Origin of the sequence: Ochrobactrum sp. MYb379 (assembly GCF_037479515.1) — a bacterium.
In the GTDB taxonomy this organism is placed as follows: Bacteria; Pseudomonadota; Alphaproteobacteria; order Rhizobiales; family Rhizobiaceae; genus Brucella.
In genome coordinates, this window is record NZ_JBBGYW010000007.1 from 25,594 (window position 1) to 48,242 (window position 22,649).

A 22,649-nucleotide genomic window follows, 5' to 3' on the forward strand; every position below is an offset into this window, starting at 1 on the left:
CAGGCTGCAAAACGATATCATCATTTTCAAGTTACGCTATGCTCGCTTACACAGTGTGTTAGCAGTACATTTTAGAATTTGCCACTTAGAGATACAGTAAAGCTGCGTGGTTCCCCATAAAAATTCCCCGTCGAGCTGGAGCCAACTGTCGAATAATATTTCTTATCGAAAATATTGTTGACGTTGAGTGCTATATTCAAGTCTGGCCTTATTTCGTAGTCGATACGCGTACTCCAGACTGAGTATCCCGACTGGGTAAATTCAAACGGTACTGAGGCACCATCCCACTTACCGCTATCGGGATTGTAGGTTACAGCACTACCACGAACGAATGTTTTGCTCTGTGCAACCACTCCACCACCAAGGGTTAATCCCTCCAGCTTGCCTGGCAGTTTATAGGTCGACCACAGCTTAAACATATGTTTCGGTGTAATGGTGCTGTATGAACGGTTTTGATCTTTGTCAGAATTCTGGTTGTACGTATAACCTGCGGAAAGCTGTAGTCCTGACAGAACTTCGCCGGAGATCTCGGCCTCAAATCCTTCACTGACAACTTTGCCCTGATTGAGATAGCAGCAGATAAATGCGCCATAGCTCAATGGGTAGTCTGGGTTCTCAACTGCGGCACCAGTTTGTTCGATGCGATAAAGTGCAAAGGATGTGTTTGCTAGACCACCAAGGATTTCGCCCTTGATACCCAACTCATAATTCTTGGCTTCTACGGCATCAAGTGGTGTTCCCGGCAGAGGGCCAGCACGATACATATATTGCGGTTTGTATGTTTCCGCATAGCTACCATAGGCTGTCCAGTTGTCCATGACGTCGTAAGTCAACCCAACGTAAGGCGTGAAAACATTTTTCTCTTTGAGATGGCGTAAACCCTGCACATAGCCGGTTCCGTTCGTTTCCCAAGATTCACTCTTATATGAATAGTTCGATAGCCTGCCGCCAGCTATCAAGTGCAAACCGTCGACGATGCCGAACCGTCCCATTCCGTAGAATGACTGTTTTTCCGTCGTGTAATAGCTATCCTTGAGTGGAGAGGCTGGCAGGTTCTCATCTGGGAATACTGGATTAAATACATCCATTGGGTAGCCAAGATACCCAGTATATTGCTCAGAATCAGCTTTGCCGCGCTGATAGTCCGTACCGAACAGGAGTGTGTGCTCCTGACCAAATGCCTCGACATTGCCTTTGATATTAATATCGGCGGCTATGCGGTTCATGATATTGGTTTCAGGAAAACTATAGAGATAGCCTCCGGCACCCGTCGCAGCATCAACGCCACCAAATACATAAGCTCCGCTGTGATCACGCTTCATACGTGAATAGAGAACATTGGCGTTCACAGCCCAGTTCTCATTAAAATTATGCTCAAGCCGTGTGTAAAGTTCGGTTGAGGTATCGTGCGTGTAGGACCAGTCAGGGATAAGCGATGTTTTGCGCGACAGATCAAGGTCAGCGCCATTGCTATAGCGGGGAAGGCCCGCAAAATCGGGCTTTCCATCTGTCTTTTTATAGCTGCCGCCCAAGATCAAAAGTGTATCAGGCGTGAGGTCAAATTCGAGAGAACCATGAACCAGACCATTTCGCATTTTTGCGGTTTCGTAGAAATATTTTTGATCTTGATATGCGACCCCGACACGGCCCCGGATAGTGCCATCTTCATTTAAAGCGCCGGTGGTATCTGCCTCAACGCGATAATTGTTCCAGCTCCCGGCACTCGTTGAAAACGTTGTCTGCTTTTCGGCCTTGGCACGCTTGCGGACGAGATTAACTGTACCGCCTGGATCACCAGTGCTGGAATAGAGACCATCAATTCCACGCAGAAACTCAACATGATCATACTGCGCCATATCAATGCCGCTGATCGATCCAAATCCGTTTAGAACAGTGTCCATCGCGGCACCACCGTCGATACGGATATTGCCAACCTGAAAACCGCGTGAGTAAAAATTGGTATCGTTGCCCAGCGATGATCCCGCTGAACTGCTGGCTCGTTGCAGGGTGAGGCCATTGGTTTTGCTCAGCACATCGCTCAGCGAGGTGAGGTTTTGGTCCTCAATCTGCTTGCGCGTAATGACGCTGACTGACTGCGGTGTTTCACGCAGGCTTTCGATACCTTTCAGCATCCCCGCTTCTGATGTCGTATATGAATTGCTGCCTTCTGTAAGCCCTGACGCGCCTGCACCTGCTGCAATCGTAATGGTATCCAGCAAAAGAGTGCCATCGGCTGCGCTGGAATTAATTGCTGATCGGGCAGGATCAACCAAGGCTGCGGACCCCGGCGCTCCAATGCGGATTGCAAGCCCGGTGCCAGCCACAAGTCGCTGTAACGCAGCCGCTGGTGTCAGCGGACCACTGACGCCTTGCGATTGTTTTCCGCGGACCAGTTCTGACGAGTAGCTGATTTGCCAACCGGTTTGACTGATGAATTTGTTAATCGCGGATGACAGAGGCTGCGGAGCAATTTCAAAACTGCGGGATTGTTGTATGTCACCAGAAGCTTGTCCGGTTTGTGCGTGAGCTGGCCCCATTGTGCTCATAGAAACTAAACTGACCACTGTTGATGCCATCAGCAATGTAGTTGATAGCCGTCTTGAACCGGGTCGGTTAGAGTTTCGTGACAAACAAGAATGTTCCCGCCATATTGACATTTCAATACCCTCTTAATGCTTACAGTGGGCGTTCGCAGATCGTCGAACACCGCTCTCAAAGGGTTTGACGCAGCAGACAACGAGAACCAGAAAAAAAACTTGAGAATTTAGCGAAGAATTATAATGCCGCCGGGAATGCGGGTCATAGAAACACCTGCCGCATCAGCAAGCGTTCGCACCGCACCCTCAATATTATCAAGGCGATAGTTACCCGTCACGATCAAACGGTTGATACGGTCGTCAGTAACAAAAATCTTGCCCGAATAATAACGTTTAAGCTCGCTGAGGACGGCTGAGAGTGCCACGTCTGTAAAAATCATGCGGCCATCACGCCAAGCCAGTGCTTGCTCTGCATCAATGGGTTTGATTGCGGAGAGTGAATCTGACGTCAATGTGATTGTTTCGCCCGGTCTTAAAAGAGCCATTGCGCCTTGCTCGCAATCACAACGAACTTCAACTTCTCCTCGCTCCAATACCACATCGACGTGGTTTGTCGCCTCTTTCACGGAGAAGGCTGTGCCCTTTACTTCAACGCTGCCAAAAGCGCTCTTAACCCGAAAAGGGTGCTCTGGATCGTGTTTAACGTCAAAGAAAGCTTCACCTTTCAAAACAGAGACGAAGCGTTTTCCATTCTCAAAGTCAAATTTGATTGCAGAACCGGTGTTGAGTAAAACCGATGATCCATCCGGTAAATTCTGTTGCTGGATCTCGCCGGTAGCAGTCATGTAGTCAGCTTCCATCCAAAGCATCATGTCTGGAAGACGCATGGCACCGACAGCTGTAACTGCGGCAAGCGATGCGGCGATGGCAATATTTCTGAAGCTAAACCATGGTTGCCGCCGTTTTGATCTTACACTTGTCTGCGGCAAGGTTTCGACTGCGGCCTGAAACACTTTCGAGCCCCACAGATTCTCTATATTGCGAAACTCGATAATATGACTTGGAGACACATTCAGCCATGCTTCAAAAGCATTTTGCAGCTGTTCATCCTGCGGCCGGTCGTTGAGCTTCAGAAACCAATTCAAAGCTTCGTCGACAACCGCGTCGTCATGAGCGTAAGTCTCACCTGAAGCCTTATTCTTGTCAGTATCGCGACGTTCCACTCAGGCCATCCCATAGTCAGTGCAGCAGCACTCTTTATACATTTGACGCCTGACACTGTTGTAACCGGCAAAATGATTGGTCAAATCCAAAAGATCTAAGGTTTTTCATATCGCTGTAAAATATCTCTGCAATGACCAAGCGCCAATTTCAAATCATTAAATACCGTTCGTTCCGATATACCAAGATGTTCAGCAATTTTCGCCTGAGGCCATTCATCTATTCGACTGAGTATCAGTACTGCCTGAGCTCTCTTCGGTAAGCCAGCCAGTGCGTGCTTAAACTGATGGAATTTCTGGCGCTCAATGATCGCTTCTTCGATAGATATAACATCACTGGCGATAACATCGATAACGGATGGGTCCGTTGTCTCACTCTCTACGGAGCTGCGCGTCTTCTTGCGACGGAGATAATCCAAGGCAAGATTGCGGGCTGTCTGGTGAAGATATCCTTCGATATGCTCTATCGGTGCGCTGTCGATTGCTCTCTTTGCACGAATATATGTCTCTTGCGCCAAGTCTTCAGCAATTTGTGCATCCCGGACAATCCGAAATACAGTGCTAAGCAAAGACTGGCGTTGCGATGCATAAACCGAATTAAGAACGAGCGACAAAGTTCAACGCCCCGAACTATCTGTCAAAACAGACGTGACGAAAAAAGACCGTGCCATCAGAAATGGAAGCAAATTCAAATTCATGATAACGCTTTCGAACTGGTCCCATAACAGCTTTACGAGAGACGCTTTAACGCAATTCAAGTTGTTATATCGGCATATTGAACGAGATGCGCGTCGATTCTCTATCAAGCCTTTTCTTACTAAATAAATATGAGTACAAAGTGAATGTTTTTATTTTGTCTGGGCGTTAAGCACTGGTTTCTGATTGTTAAGCACATCGCGAGAAACGGTTATCCGGCTTGCGCAGCACGTTCAGCACGGCGCTCCCAGGCGACCAAAACCATGCTTGAAAAAACAATCAATACTGCGCCGATCAAAACGTTCTCGGTGGGGATTTCTGCCCAGAGCACATAGCCGTAGATAAATGCCCAGATCAGTGCCGAGAACTCCGTTGGTGCAAGAGCGGAAGCGGGCGCATGACGGAAGCCTTCATAAAGCAGATATTGTCCAACGGTCGCGACCAGTCCCAGTATGAGCATCAAAAGCCACCCAGTCGCGTCAGGTGTTTTCCAGATCCATGGAAAGGAAACAGCGCATGCAATTCCGAACAGAAGACTTGTAGCCCACATCTGGGTCAGTGTTGTTTCAGTCCTGCTCACAAGGCGTATCAAAATCGTGCTCAGAGCCCAGCAGAAACCGGCAACAACACACATCAGTGCTGGGATAAGATTTGGAGAATGCGTTGGATTTGCTGCGATCAGAACGCCAATGAAGCCACCGATACAAGCGATCCAGCGTCCTGTGCCGATCTTCTCTTTCAGTATAAAAATCGACAAGAACATGACCATTATTGGTGCTGAAAAATATAGTGTCGTTAATTCTGCAAGACCTAAATATCGAGCGGCATTATAAAAAAGCAGCCAGGCCAACAGCATTAAAGCTGCGCGAAGAACCAGTGTTCCCCGGTATTTGCTTTTAAATATTGAAGGATGGCGGAAATGCCAGGCTAACCCGCCGGTTATCAGGACAATAACCAGACTTCTCATGAAAAGAATTTGCGGCACTGCGTAATCAGCGACGAGCCATTTTACAATCGCGTCCTGTAGCGCAAAGCAGGCATAGCCTGCTGAAGCTAATGCTATCCCGACAATAGGTTTGGACTCAGTGCTCATGCTGACCTCACAACGCGCGACCTCGCGACGCTATGTGAAGCGCTATAGCCTACTGCGCATGACTTGAAAAGTAACGAAGAGGGTGCACTTGCAGCAGCATCTTGCAAAGCCTTCATGTGCGGAGTAAGCAGAGTAATACTCCAACATGCAGCAGTATAGTCGGCCAAGCTCAGCAACGGATTTGTGCGCGAAGAATGCTGGTTTTTGTGGCCGGGACCACCAATTAATTATGAACAAAAAAACGGTGCTTGCCGTGGGCGGAAATGCAGTCTTGGTTGGCATCCTGTTAATGCTGCTTGGCGATTTCATGTTCGCGCTCAATGATGCCATGGGTAAATGGCTGGTCGCAAGTTTCTCTGTTGGTCAGGTCCTTCTTATCCGATCGTTTGGTGCGTTCTTCGTGCTTGGGCCGATGCTTGCGCGAAAGCCAGCTGCAAGTCTGTTCCAAGTAGAAAAGCCATCCCTGCAATTCGCGCGTGTTGTGCTTGCAACAGCGGATACCGGCCTTTTTTATGCTGCAGTTACATTCCTTCCGCTGGCAGATGTGATGACCTTTTATATGGCTGGCCCAATTTACGTTGCGGCCCTTTCACATTTTCTTTTGGGTGAACGTATCGGTTGGCGACGCTGGTTGGCCGTATTTATTGGCTTTGTCGGCGTGATTATCGCATTGCGACCATCCTCAGCCATGCTTTCCTGGCCTTCTATGTTCGGTCTGTTGGGTAGCTTGTCCTTTGCCCTGACACTGGTTCTGGGGCGCGTGCTCAGATCGACGCCCGATACAACGCTGGTCACTTGGCAAACAATAGGCTGTCTGGTCGTTGGTGGCGCCCTGAGTATAGGGAACTGGACATCGTTCGACACAGGTGAGTTGCTTGCCTTGCTCTTACTCGGCATCGTTGCATGCCTTGCGCATTTGCTTATAACGCGTGCACTAAAGCTTGCGCCTGCTTCAATTCTCGCGCCGCTGCAATATACCTTGTTGCTATGGGCTATTCTGTTTGGGTGGATGTTCTTTGATGAGTTGCCTGATGTGCAAACATTGGGAGGCGCCGCGATTATCGTTTTGGCGGGTCTGTTTATCTTCCATCGCGAGAAGGTAAAGAAAGATACGGTCCCGCTTGTGCCGACTGAAGGAAGCCACGGCTGAATATTTGCAATTCGTGGGAAAAGCTTGTTCTGAGATAGAGATCAGCGCCACGAAGGACTGCCATGGCTTGCACGAAACATTCCATGCTTGCCCTACGGTGTGGGTTATCTCTATATCGCAGGTGAAGTCTTTGTGTTTTCGATTGCTTCAAGTTTTTGCTTGATGGGTTCAGCTTTGAGAAGAAGCGTATTGATGAGATTGGTTACTGGATTGAAGGACAGGCACGAGTCTGATGGATACGTGAAGAACAAGCAATGCATAGAAGAGCAGCAAGCGGTTAGAGCGATGGCCAGCCTGGTCGGCGGCAGGTATTCCATTAGGTCAGCACAATGATTGATAATCAAAAGGACCAATCGTTGAAAGTAGACAGGCCCGTTCGGTTACCCGTCAATGCTTCAGCTCCAACAATGCGGATCAGTTTCCTGTTTCTACTCTGCGGCTTTGGTCTATTGGTTGCGCTTAGTTTTGCCAGCCTTCTTGTTGGAACGCGGATGCTTTTGCCTGATGTGCTGCTTCAAGCCTTGTCAGGGCAGAACAGATCATCAGCCGAGCAAATTATACTGCTTGATTATCGCCTGCCACGTACTTTGCTTGGACTGTTATGCGGTGCAGCTTTTGGCGTGTCGGGCGCACTGATACAGGCTGCGACCCGCAATCCTTTGGCCGATCCCGGAATCTTGGGCGTCAATGCCGGTTCTGCTTTCTTCGTCACGCTGGCCGTTGGCCTTTTGGGCTGGCAGTCGATTGACACCTATATCTGGGCGGCTTTCGCTGGTGCTATTATCATCACGCTGATTGTCTATGCGCTGGGTGCCAGCGGAAGAGAAGGTGCAACGCCCATTAGACTGGTTCTGGCTGGCGTGGCACTCTCAGCCGTGTTGGGTGGTATTGGCTCTGCCATGACGTTGCTGAACCCGCAAACCTTTGATGCGCTGCGTATGTGGTCGATTGGTTCGCTTGCAGGCCGCGACATGCATGTGGTGGCGCGCGTTGCTCCGTTTATCTTCGCTGGCCTTGTTATTGGATTGTTGGCCGCGCGACCGCTCAATGCAGTGGCACTGGGTGATGATCTTGCGCGCTCATTGGGAGCAAGTATCCTGCGTGCGCGTATTCTTGTGGTGATTGCTGTCACACTGCTCGCGGGTGCTGGAACTGCGGCTTGTGGTCCTATTGGGTTTGTCGGTCTGATGGTGCCGCATATGGTGCGCTGGTTTACTGGTCCTGATCAGAGACGGATTGTTGCCTTCACGCTGATTTTCTCGCCGGTCCTTCTACTCAGTGCCGATATTGTCGGACGCCTGGTGCTTTATCCAGGCGAGCTCGAAGCGGGCATTGTGACGGCCTTTATTGGTGCGCCGGTGCTTATTGCGCTGGCACGACGCAGGAAGGTGAGTGGACTATGACAGAAACACCTTCAACACGTGTTGGAACTGGCCATATCGCGGTCATTCGCTTCTTTGGAGGTCGCTTTTCCCTTCGCCTGCATCGACGTGGACTGCTGATTGGATTTGCTCTCATTGCGTTGATTTTGCTTGTTGCAATCGCATCGCTCACCAGTGGCAGTTACCAAATTCCGATCCCCGATGCGCTGCGTGCCTTACGCGGCGAGGGTGAGGATATGGTGCGGATGATTGTTGTTGAGTGGCGGTTGCCGCGTGTTCTGCTGGCCATTTTATTGGGCGCAGCACTTGGCATGAGCGGCGCGATCTTCCAATCACTGACCCGCAATCCACTGGGTAGCCCGGATATCATTGGCTTTGCGGCGGGGTCTTATACAGGTGCATTGATCGTCATCCTGCTTTTGTCTGGCGGCTATTATGAAGTTGCCGCAGGAGCGTTGACAGGTGGCGTGATTACAGCGCTCGCTGTCTATATGTTGGCTTGGCGCAATGGTATGCAAGGCTTCCGGCTGATCATTGTGGGTATTGGCATCTCAGCTATGTTATCCGCCTTCAATGGTTGGATGATCAAGGCGGCTGATCTTAATGTGGCGATGTCAGCTGCTATCTGGGGCGCGGGTTCGCTCAATGGTCTGGGCTTTGATCAGCTGGTGCCCGTTGCAATTGTTCTTCTCATTATCATGCCCTTGACGATGCTTCTTGCACGACCAATGCGACAACTCGAAATGGGAGATGATGCAGCGCGCGCCTCTGGTGTGAATGCCAATCGCACGAGGGCGGCGTTGATGATCCTTGGCGTTGCACTCACGGCTATTGTCACGGCCGCCGCTGGACCGATCTCGTTTATTGCGCTTGCTGCCCCACAGATTGCACGTCGGATCACGCGTTCTGCAGGTGTTGCGCTTATTCCTTCAGCGTTGACAGGCAGTGGGCTTCTTGCTGCCGCAGATTATGCCGCTCAGCACGCCTTCGAAACACAGCTTCCCGTCGGCATCATGACTGTTAGCATCGGAGGCATATACTTCCTCTGGCTACTCGTAAAAGAGGGACGGAAATGATGGAAGGGCACAGGGAAAACCTGCTGTCTGTGCACTCCCAAAATTGGTCTATCTGTGTTTCATAAGGATGTAAGTCTATTATTTCATTAAATGACTTTTGGTTTGCTGTAAGCTATTACGTCCATCTCCACTTTAGCATCAACCATAAGCGGCGATTGCACAGTGGACCGCGCTGGTGGATGGTCGAGAAAATGTTTCTTGAAAACTGCGTTAAAGCTTGAGAAGTCGCGAGCGTCATCCAGCCAGACATTCACTTTAACCACATCGGCCAATGTGCAATCTGCAAGCGCCAAAGCTGACTTAATATTTGAGATGACTTGTTCGGTTTGCACCACAATATTACCGGCGACGACTTCGCCATCCATTGTGGGTACTTGACCTGAAACATAAACAAAGTCACCGGCGCGTACGGCTTTGGCGAAAGGGCGAGGCTGACCGCCCGCTTGATTGTCTGCGGTTTCATACCGAATTATCTGATTATCAGTCATGTTATCTATACTCCAGAATTGGCTGTAGAAATTGCTTCGTCATAGGCCGTGACCGCTTCAATGGCATTCGCCTCAACTATCTTTGCGTTCTGTCCGGGCCGATAAAGACTGCTTCCCAATCCGAAGGTACGAATGCCAACGGTTATATAGTCGTGGAAGTTTTGATGGGAGACGCCACCAACAGCGCCGATCACTATATTTTTAGGAAGCACTGCGCTTAGCGCAGAAATACCCGATGGGCCGAGAACCGAGGCAGGAAAGAACTTTAATGCCGATGCTCCAAGCTCAATTGCTTTCAGCGCTTCAGTCGGACTGAATACACCCGGCAATGTGACCATAGAGCGTTCCTTGGCTATCCGCATCACATCGGCATCGATGTTGGGACTGACCATCAGGCACCCACCGGCATCTGCTACCCGGGCACAGTCGTCCGCTGTTAAAACCGTTCCAGCACCAATCAGGCTATCCGCACCAAAGCGCTTGCTCAGGCGCTCAATCGAAGAAAGGGCATTGGGCGAGTTGAGCGGTACTTCAATAGCCTCGAAACCCGCACCTATAAGCATTTCGCCGATTGCTTCAACTTCGCTGGGCCTTATACCACGTAAAATGGCAACCAAAGAACGCTTAAACGCAGGCCATTTGACACTCGGCTGAGACATCTTATTGTTCTTTCATATTCTAGAGATTACGGGCAGCTTTAAGCAGTCCCTTACGTGATGCCTCTTCTGCATCGATTATTTGGGGTTGATAGCCAGAATGTTGCAGGGCTTTATCGTAAAGGGTGGCGAGGCGACCCACGCCTATCAAGATAAGTGGTATATCTTTATGACAGTCCTTAAGAGCGTCAGCCAACTCGACACCAATCAACAGACCTGATAGCCAATGGTATCCATCCTTACGCTGTGAAAAGCCTAACAATTGGCTCGCGCGCAAACGAAACAGGTTTGTTGTTAAGTTCGTGGGGCTTTCTAGTCCAATCTCAAAGCCGGACAGAAATGCAGCATCATCGACAATATGATTGTCATCGCATTCAACAGCATGCATTAAAATACTTTGGCTCGATAGAAGGGAAAAAAGCTCCCCCGTCATATAGGTTTGGAACGACTGGATAATGCCATTTGAGATCTTGATCCATTTGCTGTGAGTGCCAGGAATACAGACGAGACCGGTAAAGCTATTATCGATTGCTCCCAGAATTTGGGTTTCTTCACCTCGCATTACATCTGGATTGTGAACATTTTTCTGCGCAACACCCGGCAGAATTTGCACGTTCATGTCGCATTCTATTCTTTGGGCACCTTGATACAGATGATCAAGTGTTGTCGGCGTGGGGAGATAAGGTGCCTCTACCCAGCCCTGGCGTGAGCCAGCCATACCACAGATTAAAACCGGCAAATCGTTTGTAGCGCCAAGCTTGCGCAGATGCCGCTCCAATACTGGTGCAAAGCCGCTCTTTGCGCAATGCAACATACCCTCGCCAGATTTGCTTTGGGCAATAACATCGCCTGAAGCGCTCATAAGCCAAGCACGAAAACTGCTAGTGCCCCAGTCAACGCCAACGAAGGCTGGAATTGGTGACTGAGCGCATTTCATGCCGCCGTGCTTTCTTCGCGGTTCTCATCATTTATCTGCACGAAATGTCCGGTACTAACTTCACGATAGCTTTTCTTTGGGGCCACATAATCGAGTGGTCGGAGTGGGCTTTTAATTTCCTCTCCAAGATCAGGGCGCACCAGTTTTTTTGATAGGGGATCAGGAACAGGAACGGCATCAATAAGCCGACGCGTATAGGGGTGCTGGGGATTATTGAAAATAGATACTCTCGGACCGATCTCAACGACTTCACCCAGATACATAACCGCCACCCGATGACTGATCCGCTCAACAACCGCCATGTCATGACTGATAAACAAATAGGCGAGGTCGTGCTTTTCCTGCAAATCCAACAGAAGGTTGGAAACCTGTGCTTTCACCGAAACATCGAGTGCTGAAACGGCCTCATCCGCGACGATGAGCTTCGGGTTAAGCGCCAGTGCACGGGCGATGCAGATGCGCTGACGCTGCCCGCCTGAAAATTCATGCGGAAAGCGCGTTGCCATCGAAGCTGTAAGTCCTACCTGTTCAAGGAGTTCCGCAACTTTTTCCTTCGCCTGCTTCTTGTCCATCAGGCCATGGGATATCATCGGCTCTGCAATCGCCGCACCAATACGAATGCGGGGATTGAGTGAGGCAAAGGGGTCTTGAAAGATCATTTGCGCATTGCGTCGCATGTTACGCAAAGATGAGGCATTTAGCTTCGTGACGTCCTGACCATCAATAATGATGTTGCCGGAAGTGGGTTCAAGAAGTCGCATAACTGCGCGTCCGGTTGTGGATTTGCCACAGCCGGACTCGCCTACAAGTGCCAGTGTTTCTCCTGGGCGCAAATCAAATGAGACATTTTCAACGGCATGGATGCGGCCATTGGGCAGGTCAAATCGCACAACAATATTGGATGCCTTAAGGATAGGTTCGCGACTGGATGGAACTGGCTTGGTCACGCGGCCATCTTTGGCCTCTCCGGTTTTAGGGTCCACTTCCGGGAAGCGTTTCGGCGCTATTGTGTCGCCCATAGTGCCGAGGCGTGGAATGGACGCTAAAAGCGATTTTGTATAAACAGCTTTTGGTTTTGCGAAAATGTCTTTGGTAGCACCGGTTTCCACCATATCACCACGTAACATGACGACAGTGCGGTCCGCAACTTCAGCAACCACGCCCATATCATGGGTGATGAAAAGCACTGCCATGTTCTCTTCCTGCTGTAGCTCCCGAATGAGATGCAGGATTTCGGCCTGAATAGTTACATCCAGTGCGGTTGTTGGCTCATCTGCAATAAGGAGCTTGGGCCTGCATGCAAGCGCCATTGCTATCATGACACGCTGGCGCATTCCGCCAGAAAATTTGTGCGGATACTCATTCAATCGTGTCCGAGCCGCTGGAATGCGCACGCGCTCCATAAGCTGTATCGCTTCGGCTTCAGCCTGCTTCCAGCTAAGATTTCGGTGCAATACCAGCGCTTCGGCCAACTGATTTCCAATTGTGAAAACCGGATTAAGGGACGTCATCGGTTCCTGAAAAATCATGCCAATCGAACCGCCGCGCACTGAGCGCATTTCGGCTTCTGGCAGTTGCAACAGGTCGCGACCTTCAAGCAGAATACGTCCTTCGATGCGCGATTTGTCTTTCTGTAACAATCGCATAGTCGAAAGCGCTGTCACGCTTTTGCCAGAGCCACTTTCGCCGACGATGGCAACGGTTTCACCAGCATCCACATGAAAATTTATATCGCGTATGACTGCGCGCCAGCCATCTGCGGCCTTGAATGAAGTGGTCAGATTTTCAACGGTCAGAACTGACTTCTGGTTGTGATTGTTGTCGGTCATGGTCAGTTTTCTTTCGCAAGACGGGGATCAACCATGTCGCGTAACCCGTCACCAACAAGTTGCAGTGAAAGTACGGAAAGGATGATCGCCAAACCCGGAAACAGCATCAACCATGGCGCATTGTTCATATATTCGCGTCCAGCGGCCAGCATTGTTCCCCAGGTCGGCATGTCTGATGAAACGCCGATACCAAGGAAGGATAGGCTCGCTTCTGCAAGCATAGCTGATGCAAACACGAAAGTTGCCTGAACGAGGATAGGGGAAGCCAGATTGAGCAGAACGTGGCGCAGAAGAACTTGCCAGGTTGGTAGTCCCAACGAAATCGCGGCTTCGATATAGGGCATCTCACGGATAACAAGAGTAGAGCCGCGCACAATACGTGCGAGCCGCGGCGCATAGGTAATGCCGAGTGCAATGATAACTGTTATGAGCGATGGTCCCAATGCCGCTACCAAAGCGATTGCAAGCAGAATGTCGGGAAATGACATCATGGCATCCAGCAGGCGGGAGATTGGCGCGTCAAGCCTTCGAAAATATCCTGCGGTCACACCAAGGAAAATGCCCAGAATGGTCGATATTGCAACGACACCGAGACTTACAAGCAATGATATGCGCCCCGCATAAATAGCACGAGAGAAAATATCGCGTCCAAATTCATCGGTTCCGAAAAAATGAGACCAGGAGGGCCCTTGCAACTTATTGACTATAGAGAGTTTGTTGGGCGCATATGGAGCGACCCATGGTGCTAAGAGTGCGGCAAGGATAACGGCCAGAAGAATGACTACGCCCAGCGCAATGGCGCGGTTGCCGAAAAGACGCCGCAGATTATCGATAAATGGCATTGAGAAAGAAGCGAGTGTCAAAGTTTTACCCTCGGATCAACCAGAATATAAAGAAGGTCCACGGTGAAATTGATCAGGACGTAGATCGCAGCCACGACAAGCAAAGTTCCCTGAATGACCGGATAATCGCGGCGGAGAACAGCTGACACGACCAGATTGCCAATGCCTGGAAGACCAAAAACTGTCTCTGTCACTACAGCACCTGCCACTAGCATGGCGATTGAAAGTCCGATAACGGTAATGATTGGAACAAGCGCGTTTTTAAATGCGTGCTTGAGGATTACTCTGCGTTCACGAGCCCCCTTAGCGCGCGCCGTTCGCACATAGTCGTCACTGAGTACATCAAGCATTGCCGCACGCGTGAAGCGGGTTATCAGTGCTGAGTTTACGATACCAAGCGCCAGTGCTGGCAATACCAAATGCTGCAACCTGTCGAAAAAACTCGCATCCGGCCCGCCATAACCCGAAGCAGGGAACCACCCCATCCCCACGGCAAGAGTTTGGATCAGGATAAGGCCGAGCCAGAAACTGGGAATGCTGGCTGCGATCATGGTCAATGTAACGACGGACTGATCAAAAATCGTACCGCGTTTTACGGCCGAGAAAATGCCAACGGGCAGAGCGATGGCGACTGCTATCAGGATTGAGAATAAGGTGAGGAAGAATGTGGGCTCGGCGCGAGATGCCAAGGCTGTCGTAACGGGCTGATTGAGGAACATAGATTGTCCGAGATCACCCTGAAATATGCCCATAATGAAATGGACATACTGTATCAGAATGGGCGCATCGAGCCCCATTCTGGCGCGCAGATCGGCTATGTCTTGTGGGGTGGCATCTGATCCCAACATGACAGCGGCCGGATCGCCTGGCGTTACACGAACAATGATGAAGACTACTGTTACGACAAGAGCCAGCACGATTAACATGCCAACTAATCGGTTCAACAATGCCCAGGCGATCCGTTCCATTTTCCATGCCTCACTGCTTAGGAGTTACATTCCAGAAATGGGGCCAATAGGTAGGCGTGTATCCTTCCACTCCGTTGGCAATGCCTGAGAGAGCATTAAAATTGCCAACCTTGTAGAGAGGAGCATCGTCATAAATGACGGTTTGTATTCCCTCCCATGCTTTGAGTTTCTCGTCGTCTGTGGTGGCATTCATATAGTTTTTGACGGCTGCTGTTTTCTGGTCAGACACGTACCAGCCTGGATAAGAATCCGTAATGGTGTTGATCGTTGTAGGATCTCCAGGGAAGTTGGAATGGGTAATGAAAATATCCCATTGTGTTGGATCCGCACGACGGGTGGTTAGGGTAGCCCAGTCGACAACCTGTAAGTCCACTTTGAAACCCGCAGCCTCAAGATAGGCTTTGGCAACTTCTCCGATTTTATAGTGGAATTCATACTGACGGCTTGTCAGTAAGCGGATAGGGGCGCCTGTATAACCTGCATCTTTGAGCAGTTTGGCGGCCGTTTCCGGATCACCTTCTCCATAACGAACTACGCCTGCGTCCGTATTCCAGTAAAAACCTTTTGGGAAAATAGAGCCATCAACACTGTAAAAGCGATCATCCGAAAACGCTGCAAGCATCATGTCAGAGGCATTGAGTGAAGCTTGCACGGCCTGCCGCAGTTCCTTATTTGCAAGAACGCCTTCTTTCATATTCATGTTGAGAGAAGCCCAGCCGGAATTCTCGAAGATGACGGGTTTTGCTTTGTCGCTGGCCTCCACACGTTGATAGGCGCTTACAGGCAGTGAATCCGCAAAATCGAATTGCCCGGAAATCAGACCTTCGACGCGGGTGTTTGCATCGGGAACGGGTACGAAGCGCAGCTCTTTAGCGATTGCTGCACGTTTTCCAGCATAGTTGCTTGGCTCTCCTTCCGGAGATTTGTAATCATCAAAACGCACGAGCTGCGTATATTGATCAGGCTTGCGCTCTTTAAGGGCATATGGGCCAGTACCGATAAACTTGGTAAGTGTATCTTCCACCGTTTCTGACGGAATGATAACCGAGGCTTGTGAAAGTGTAGCGAGAAGTGGCGCATAGCGCGATTTGAGTTTGATGATGACCGCATGGTCTCCATCTTCATTCACACTTTCGACGACTTCTGCAACTTGTTTGCCTTTAGAGTTAATCTCCATCCAGCGCTTAAGAGACGCAACAACGTCTTTGGAATCCAGGTCGCTACCATCATGGAACTTTACGCCATCACGCAATGCGATGCGGTAGGTGAGGCCATCTTCTGAAATCTCTGGCATTGCCGCGGCAAGCAGCGGAACAGATTTCCACTGATCATCATAAGTGAAAAGCGTTTCAAAAATATGCTGATCTATCGTCAGGACGATGTCTGTTGGCGTTTGCATGACGTCGAGGCTAGGTGGTTCACCTATGGTAGCAATTGTGAGAATGCCATCAGATGCCTGTGCTATCGCTATGGTACTGGTACATGCAAGGGCCGCCGCTGCGGCGACAAATAACAAAGTTTTTTTCATGATTTACTCCCCTTTTTTGAACCGGCGTACCGGTCATTTTCGCTATAATTAGTCAAGTCCCAATGGGTCAGCGATACGCGGCCAGAGCTCTAGGCTGGCTTTGCGGTATGGTGTTGTTGCCGGATCTGTTGGGTAGGATGTTGGGGCCGCAATATAGACGATCTCTGAAGTGATCGGTTGGAAGCCCGCTTGAAAATGATTGGTGGATTTAACCAGAAGGAAGTTCTTTGATCTGTAATCAATTCCAAGATTGGTGAAGATATCGGGCTCATAGGTTTGCGAGCGGCTGGTAATCAGAATAATATCAACTTCAGTTCCTAAAGGGCGGATAACAGCAACGCGCCCTAAATTGACGCGGCTATTGCGGAAACTCTGCCATCCAGCGTCCATGACTTTTATTATTGTAACCCGCAGATCAAGCGGTTCACCGCCTTGCCAAGACGATTTTCCTCCGATGCGAATATTGAGTTCCGCACCTTCGCCGGCTGCATGACAGAAAGAAACGGCGACGGGATCCCATAATGTTGCAACGCCAAAGTTATCCAGACCACGTTCCAACATACGGCGAATAATATGGGTTGCATCGCCCGCGACACCGCCACCGGGATTATCCCATATGTCGGATATGACAACGGGCAGAGTGGGATTTGCATTGCGCACGGCGATAGCGTGATCAAGGCCTGCTTCTGTATCAAACATTGGCATCGCCGTGGTTTTGCGCATTGCGTAAAGCTCATGTCCGAGCTGGCGCGCAAGAGCATCACCTTTTGTCTTCGCATTGTCCGTTACAACAACAATACGCGTGCCCATGTCTGGCACATCGCCTGCCATAAAACCGTGAATTACAGAGATAGAAAGAATGCTGTCCTTGCCTTCTAAGGCCACCAAACGATCAACAAACGAGCGCATAGGCTCGCGATTTGTTGGATAGATGGATATCATCCGGCAATCGAAAGTGGATATGACCGGCTCAAATTCACCTTTAAGCGTTCTCAAAGCGAGATCGACAACATGCTCACCCCGTTCCTCGAAATCCGTGTGCGGAAATTCGAGAAATGTTGCCATGATATTAAGGTTGGCAATACGCTTTGTCGTTAAATGACTGTGCGGGTCGAACTCGGCTGCGATCAGAACATTCGGTCCGACGATTTCGCGAATACGTGCCAGAAAATCTCCTTCCGGATCGTCGTAGCCCTGTGCGACCATAGCGCCATGGAGGCCCAAAATCACACCATCTACAGGTAATGCGGCACGCAATTCATCCAAAATGGTATCGCGCAGGGTCTCATAGGTTTTGCGCTGAATAAGCCCAGCGGGTTCGGCCCAGCAGGAGGTGCCTTCAATGACACTAAAACCTTCAATCTTCCCGCGGCGTCGGAGGATTGGCACAACAGATGAGCAAAGTGTAGGCGTGTCTGGATGCTCGCCCGGGCCAGCATAGAAAGCGGCCTTAAACGCATCCATATCTGTTGGCACAGGTGAAAAAGTATTCGTTTCCGTCGCCAAAGAGGCTGTAAAAATACGCATGTGATGCCCATACTCAGGAACCCGAACCCCACATTATCTGCACAAGCGCTAAGTTTGATGTTCAGACAATCATCAAAGGGTCCAGATTTCGTTTATTATGTTCCGCCGCTATTTTTGTAATTTATTTTCTTAATAATGCGTCAAGCGTCACATAAGTCAATCGATTTTGGCAGATTAATCTAAAAAATCTAAGAGGAATGAAAATAATGTGAAATTGATTTTCACTTTTTCATAGGCTTCGCCCGCTGTAGATGTGCGGGTTTATTGAAATGAACAATTAAAATAATGATTTAGTAACAGGCCGATTTTGGAGAAACTTGCATAAAGTACGAAAGGCTCAGTTCTATTATGAAAAAAAGGGGCGTTTAGCGGCCCCTTTTTTCATACGCGTGTTTGATGTGGCTTATGGCTACCAAACTGTTCCGCGTGCTGAAACAGGTTCTACACGTGTGACGATACCGTTTCGATGGAAAACCATTTGGTCAAATAGATTGCTGACAACGCAGGTGTGGTTAGGAACAACGCGGACTACAGAGCCGATTGCAGGGAAGTCGTCCTGACAATCGCTGAGGTCGACCACGGCATGTTCTTCTGACAAAGAGATGATGCGTGCAGATTCAAAATTTTCAATAATACCAAAATCACTAAAGCCAAGAAGGTCGGATGTCAGTGCTTTTGAGCCACAATCAAGAACCGCGCGGTTGCTTGCTGGGCGTGAGACGACGGTTGCTAAAATGTGCATTGCCAGATCATCTGTTGTGCAATGACCGGCGCGAACCATGCTGCGATCATTATAAACATAGGTGCCAGCACGGTGTTCTGTTGCTGATGGTACCAAATGCGCGGAATATAAATCGGGAGAACCGCCGCTGGATCTAATTGGACAATCTAAGTCGCCCAGCTTAAGAAGCTTGATAGTTTCAACGATGAAGCTTTCAACTTCTTTTGCGCCGCCAGTGGCGGGATAGGTCAGGATTCCTGCGAAGTGTAATCCCGGTTGAGCGTTGATTAATTGTGCCAATGCCGCAGCTTCTTCAGGCGTTTGTACGCCACAACGCTTGCCGCCTGTGTCGCACTCAACCAACACTGATAGTGGCCTAGCAGCCACGAAAGCATCAGCAAGTCCTCTGATGGTGGTTTCATTATCTGCTGTTACTTTGAGTGCACTGATTTTTTCATTTAACGCCTTGAGACGACCAACTTTCGCAGAACCAAGAATATTGTAGGTAATCAGGATGTCATCAAAACCCGCATCTGCAAATATTTCGGCTTCTGTTACCTTCTGGCAATTAATGCCGTGGGCGCCGGCCTCTATTTGCTGACGGGCAACGGCTGGGATCTTATGCGTCTTGATATGTGGACGGAAAGTTTTTCCACTCTGTTCGATATAGATCTGGGCCCGTGTGATGTTGGCCGTTAGCCGATCTTCATCAATGATTGGCAGAGGGGTGGGTAGCTCTTCGATCCGCGTGCCAGCTACGGGCCAGGGAAACGTCATCCGATAACCTTTCATGCGCTTTATATGTGGTGATGTATATAATTTTCCTAAATAGCAGGAAAATGCTGGTCTTATTGACAATATGGCAGATATTTTTCATAAAAGTGAAATTATTTTTCATTATCAACCGACAACGAAGGTTTGTGTTTTCACATGGATATTATTCATGCATTGAGTGATGATGAGAACAAACTGTCAGGCTCCGAGAAAAAGCTCGCTGCTTTTGTGCTTGATAATGTCGATTTTGTTGTCACGTCATCCATTAGTGAGCTCGCTGAAAAAGCAAAGGTTTCTGCTCCGACAGTCACCCGATTTTGCCGTCATTTAGGCTGTCAGGGCTATTCTGATTTTAAGGTGCAGTTGGCCAAAATTTCTTATGTTGGTTTGAGGTATTTGACCCCAGAAACCCAAACAAACAGCGTTGAAGAAGTTGCCGAGGATATTGTTACCAAAGCTCAGAATGCGTTGTTTCAGCTCCATCGGCAGCTTGATCTGAATGCGATTGATAGGGCTGCTCATTTATTGCGTAATGCCAATTTCATTCATGCTTTTGGTGCGAGCGGAAACTCTGCGATGATTGCAAACGAGTTGCATAATCGTCTTTTTAGGCTTGGCTGCCATATTCATTCTTCAAATGATCACAGTATGAATATTATGCTTTCATCCGCAGCTTTGCCCGGGACTGTTGTTATTGGCTCCTCAATTACCGGCCGCGATCCGGATCTATTGCACTGTATGAATCTTTTGCGTGAGAGATCCATTCCAACAATCGCAATTACGCAAAGCCACTCTCCTTTAGCAAAAGCCTGCGATGTGTTGATCGCTGTTGATCTTCAGGAGGGGAATAATATTTTTAGGCCAACATCGACGCGTTATGCATATCTCGCGGCTATCGATATTCTAGCAAATATGGTGGCCTACGCGGATCGTAATCGTGCGGTTCGCATTCTTCGACAGATTAAGGAAGAACTTGTTCGCTCTCGTGATGGCGATGACCGGCAGCTCTTGGGGGACTAAATCGTTTGCGAACAAACTCGGCCGTCACTTCATCGCGTACTGGAATAATGTGTGACAGATTCGCATTGGCGCGTTTTCTGTAAGTTGTAGCGCGCTAAGTATTCAATCAATGCTGCGTCTCAAGCCAAGTGTATGCCGTCAAATAATGCGGCAAACTGCTAAGTTTCTAATGGCGTCACAAATATGGTGGCCTATACGCTCAAGAAATACTGCGTTTTTCGTAGGCTGGAATGATGGTTTTTTAGGAAGATAAATGACTGGGGAACCTGGATTCGAACCAGGACTAACGGAATCAGAGTCCCGGCCAAAATATTGATATATAATGTTTATTTTGCAAAATAATGCATTTAACGCAGATTGTGAATCAATATGTTAGCTCAGAAATGCAAACCAATTTGTAGCAGTTTCCCACAATTGTTTATCGTCGAAATGCTAGCCTGCCTCGGGTCAATTGAACGTCAGCTTTCAAGCCTATTCCAGCCCTTTGTGTCCGTCTCAGGTTTCCAAGAAATGAAAACAGGCCACCTCAAATTTATTCTAGAGAGGCAACCGACGATTCTGTATGACAGTTTTCATCACCAGCGTTGAGTTCAGACGCAATATTGACGGCAGAGCTGTCAGTTTGGTGTCGTAGAGTTTTTGAAAGCTTTCTAGGTCCTTGCTCATGACATGTAGCATATAGTCCGTATCGCCAAATAGACGTTGCGCCTGAACGACCTCATCTATTGCCATAACTGCTCTCTCAAAGACCTCCACAGCATCCCGGTTCACTTCCCGCAATGTGACGAACACAATCGCCGAAAAGTTCAGGCCAACCTTTGCTGGGTGAAGATGGGCTCTATAGCCTTGAATAACACCAGCCTGTTCTAGCGATCTCACCCGTCTGTGGCAGGGGGATAAGCTGAGACCAACCCTATCAGCCAAATCGGTGAGCGACAATCTGCCGTCATCTTGTAGCTCGGAAAGGATCTTCCGGTCAAAGTCATCCAAGGCGCAAATTCTCCCTATAATTGATATTTTCAGAGAAGATATCAGAAGCTCATTCCTGCAATCAACGGATATGTTTCTGACCAAGGAGATTTTTGATGCAAATTGTCACCGTAGCCGGTTTCTGGGCGGTATCCATGTTGTTCGTAATTACACCAGGAGCTGACTGGGCCTACGCAATCAGTGCCGGATTAACTAACCGCGCAGCCGTTCCATCCGTCTCAGGTTTATTGCTCGGACACTTAGTCGCTACCATTATTGTCGCAATAGGGGCTGGCGCACTGATAACCAGCGTGCCTCATGCAACCACGACGCTGACAATGGTTGGCGCTGCGTATCTCTTGTGGCTTGGTGTTGCTATGCTCCGAAACCCTCCAAAAGCCACAAATCAGGACACTGACACACAGACGGTGTGGTGGCGCTGGGCGCTGAAGGGATTTGGTGTCAGTGGTCTCAACCCGAAGGTCTTCCTGCTGTTTTTGGCAATCTTACCCCAGTTCACGGATTTGGAAGCTTCTTGGCCTGTGTCAGTGCAAATGGGAGCTCTAGGACTCCTGCACGTTTTCAACTGCGCAGTTATTTATATCTTCGTGTCAGTCTTCGCCAAAGCGGTCCTGCGCTCGCGTCCCACCGTTGCTCAGATGGTTGGAAGGTTCTCCGGTGCGGCCATGATGGGCATAGCCGTCTTTCTCATCGTCGAGCGCATACATTAAGCTGCTCTGTAGCGACCAAAACCACACAACAACACAATCAAGGAATTCAAGATGACTATAAACTCCCCAAATTCACCGTCACTCGACGAAGTCGAGGTGGGAATGAAAATAGCAATCGTCCTTAGAGATGATCTGGAACCCTGGCAGAGGCTCAATGTTGCCGCATTCACCATAAGCGGCGTTGGCGCACAGGTCGGTGCCACTGGCCAAGTTTACGCTGACGCGTCCGGAAATACGTATCTCCCAATGTTCAAAGATGCGGTTCTAGTCTTTGGAGCCGACGCCTCGGAAATACAGCGAACTGCAGAACGCGCGAGATCGAGGGAGGTGCCATTTTCACTCTTTACTCGCGATCTTTTTGGCACCTTCAACGACGACGACAATCGTGCTGCAGTTGCCGGCGTTCAGGCTGCGCACCTTGATATCGTTGGGCTAGCGTTCCGTTGCGAACGTAAGACCGCCGATAAAATACTAAAGGGACTCAAATTGCTGAAATGAATGTAAA

20 protein-coding genes are annotated in these 22,649 nt (G+C 49.3%); 6 read left to right on the plus strand and 14 right to left on the minus strand.

Annotated features, from left to right (window positions below; genetic code table 11):
* Positions 1-71 precede the first annotated feature (71 nt).
* The 4 genes from WH356_RS14910 to WH356_RS14925 form a co-directional block, all read right to left on the minus strand.
* The gene (locus WH356_RS14910) at positions 72-2,537 is read right to left on the minus strand and encodes a TonB-dependent siderophore receptor (protein WP_339512130.1); all 2,466 of its coding nucleotides are present in this window, start codon (positions 2,535-2,537) and stop codon (positions 72-74) included.
* Positions 2,538-2,764: 227 nt separating this feature from the next.
* Positions 2,765-3,760 carry a FecR family protein gene (locus tag WH356_RS14915; protein WP_339512132.1) on the minus strand — a complete coding sequence of 332 codons (996 nt, stop codon included), beginning with the start codon at positions 3,758-3,760 and terminating at the stop codon, positions 2,765-2,767.
* A 95-nt stretch (positions 3,761-3,855) separates the two neighbouring features.
* On the minus strand, positions 3,856-4,371 hold the full coding sequence (locus WH356_RS14920; RefSeq protein WP_339512134.1) for an RNA polymerase sigma factor: 516 nt from the start codon (positions 4,369-4,371) through the stop codon (positions 3,856-3,858).
* Between the two features lie 293 nt (positions 4,372-4,664).
* Complete coding sequence (locus WH356_RS14925; protein ID WP_339512136.1) at positions 4,665-5,546, minus strand: DMT family transporter; 882 nt, start codon at positions 5,544-5,546, stop codon at positions 4,665-4,667.
* A gap of 229 nt (positions 5,547-5,775) precedes the next feature.
* On the opposite strand from WH356_RS14925, the gene WH356_RS14930 reads away from it, so the two are divergent.
* The 3 genes from WH356_RS14930 (at position 5,776) to WH356_RS14940 (ending at position 9,154) form a co-directional block, all read left to right on the plus strand.
* A complete protein-coding gene (locus tag WH356_RS14930) occupies positions 5,776-6,696 on the plus strand; it encodes a DMT family transporter (RefSeq protein ID WP_339512138.1) in 921 nt (306 codons plus the stop codon).
* Positions 6,697-7,052: 356 nt separating this feature from the next.
* Complete coding sequence (locus WH356_RS14935) at positions 7,053-8,099, plus strand: FecCD family ABC transporter permease (protein ID WP_339512140.1); 1,047 nt, start codon at positions 7,053-7,055, stop codon at positions 8,097-8,099.
* Positions 8,096-9,154: a FecCD family ABC transporter permease gene (locus tag WH356_RS14940; RefSeq protein ID WP_339512142.1), complete on the plus strand. Its 1,059-nt coding sequence runs from the start codon at positions 8,096-8,098 to the stop codon at positions 9,152-9,154. Before WH356_RS14935 ends, WH356_RS14940 begins: the two co-directional genes overlap by 4 nt.
* 86 nt (positions 9,155-9,240) lie before the next feature.
* Here the strand turns inward: WH356_RS14940 and WH356_RS14945 are convergent, their stop codons facing one another.
* The 9 genes from WH356_RS14945 to WH356_RS14985 all read right to left on the minus strand — a co-directional run bounded on the left by WH356_RS14945 (position 9,241) and on the right by WH356_RS14985 (position 19,427).
* Positions 9,241-9,642 carry a RidA family protein gene (locus WH356_RS14945; protein WP_339512144.1) on the minus strand — a complete coding sequence of 134 codons (402 nt, stop codon included), beginning with the start codon at positions 9,640-9,642 and terminating at the stop codon, positions 9,241-9,243.
* A 5-nt stretch (positions 9,643-9,647) separates the two neighbouring features.
* On the minus strand, positions 9,648-10,301 hold the full coding sequence (locus WH356_RS14950; protein WP_339512146.1) for a 2-dehydro-3-deoxy-6-phosphogalactonate aldolase: 654 nt from the start codon (positions 10,299-10,301) through the stop codon (positions 9,648-9,650).
* Positions 10,302-10,320: 19 nt separating this feature from the next.
* The gene (locus tag WH356_RS14955) at positions 10,321-11,235 is read right to left on the minus strand and encodes a 2-dehydro-3-deoxygalactonokinase (RefSeq protein WP_339512148.1); all 915 of its coding nucleotides are present in this window, start codon (positions 11,233-11,235) and stop codon (positions 10,321-10,323) included.
* Positions 11,232-13,064, minus strand: a complete 1,833-nt coding sequence (locus WH356_RS14960) for an ABC transporter ATP-binding protein (RefSeq protein WP_339512150.1) — start codon at positions 13,062-13,064, stop codon at positions 11,232-11,234. Before WH356_RS14960 ends, WH356_RS14955 begins: the two co-directional genes overlap by 4 nt.
* A 2-nt stretch (positions 13,065-13,066) precedes the next feature.
* Complete coding sequence (locus WH356_RS14965) at positions 13,067-13,906, minus strand: ABC transporter permease (RefSeq protein ID WP_339512340.1); 840 nt, start codon at positions 13,904-13,906, stop codon at positions 13,067-13,069.
* A 17-nt stretch (positions 13,907-13,923) separates the two neighbouring features.
* Positions 13,924-14,874, minus strand: a complete 951-nt coding sequence (locus WH356_RS14970; protein WP_445253679.1) for an ABC transporter permease — start codon at positions 14,872-14,874, stop codon at positions 13,924-13,926.
* 10 nt (positions 14,875-14,884) lie between these two features.
* Positions 14,885-16,402, minus strand: a complete 1,518-nt coding sequence (locus tag WH356_RS14975; protein ID WP_339512152.1) for an ABC transporter substrate-binding protein — start codon at positions 16,400-16,402, stop codon at positions 14,885-14,887.
* A gap of 48 nt (positions 16,403-16,450) precedes the next feature.
* A complete protein-coding gene (locus WH356_RS14980; protein ID WP_339512154.1) occupies positions 16,451-17,929 on the minus strand; it encodes a M81 family metallopeptidase in 1,479 nt (492 codons plus the stop codon).
* A gap of 409 nt (positions 17,930-18,338) precedes the next feature.
* Complete coding sequence (locus WH356_RS14985) at positions 18,339-19,427, minus strand: D-TA family PLP-dependent enzyme (RefSeq protein WP_339512156.1); 1,089 nt, start codon at positions 19,425-19,427, stop codon at positions 18,339-18,341.
* A 153-nt stretch (positions 19,428-19,580) separates the two neighbouring features.
* Here WH356_RS14985 and WH356_RS14990 point away from each other — a divergent pair, with 153 nt between their 5' ends.
* Positions 19,581-20,444 carry a MurR/RpiR family transcriptional regulator gene (locus tag WH356_RS14990; protein ID WP_339512158.1) on the plus strand — a complete coding sequence of 288 codons (864 nt, stop codon included), beginning with the start codon at positions 19,581-19,583 and terminating at the stop codon, positions 20,442-20,444.
* A gap of 537 nt (positions 20,445-20,981) precedes the next feature.
* Here WH356_RS14990 and WH356_RS14995 read toward each other — a convergent pair.
* Complete coding sequence (locus WH356_RS14995; protein ID WP_339512160.1) at positions 20,982-21,434, minus strand: Lrp/AsnC family transcriptional regulator; 453 nt, start codon at positions 21,432-21,434, stop codon at positions 20,982-20,984.
* Between the two features lie 95 nt (positions 21,435-21,529).
* Between WH356_RS14995 and WH356_RS15000 the strand changes: the two genes are divergently transcribed.
* Both WH356_RS15000 and WH356_RS15005 read left to right on the plus strand, forming a co-directional pair.
* Positions 21,530-22,144, plus strand: a complete 615-nt coding sequence (locus WH356_RS15000) for a LysE family translocator (RefSeq protein WP_339512162.1) — start codon at positions 21,530-21,532, stop codon at positions 22,142-22,144.
* 51 nt (positions 22,145-22,195) lie between these two features.
* A complete protein-coding gene (locus WH356_RS15005) occupies positions 22,196-22,642 on the plus strand; it encodes a DUF2000 domain-containing protein (RefSeq protein WP_339512164.1) in 447 nt (148 codons plus the stop codon).
* The last annotated feature ends 7 nt before the right edge of the window (positions 22,643-22,649 follow it).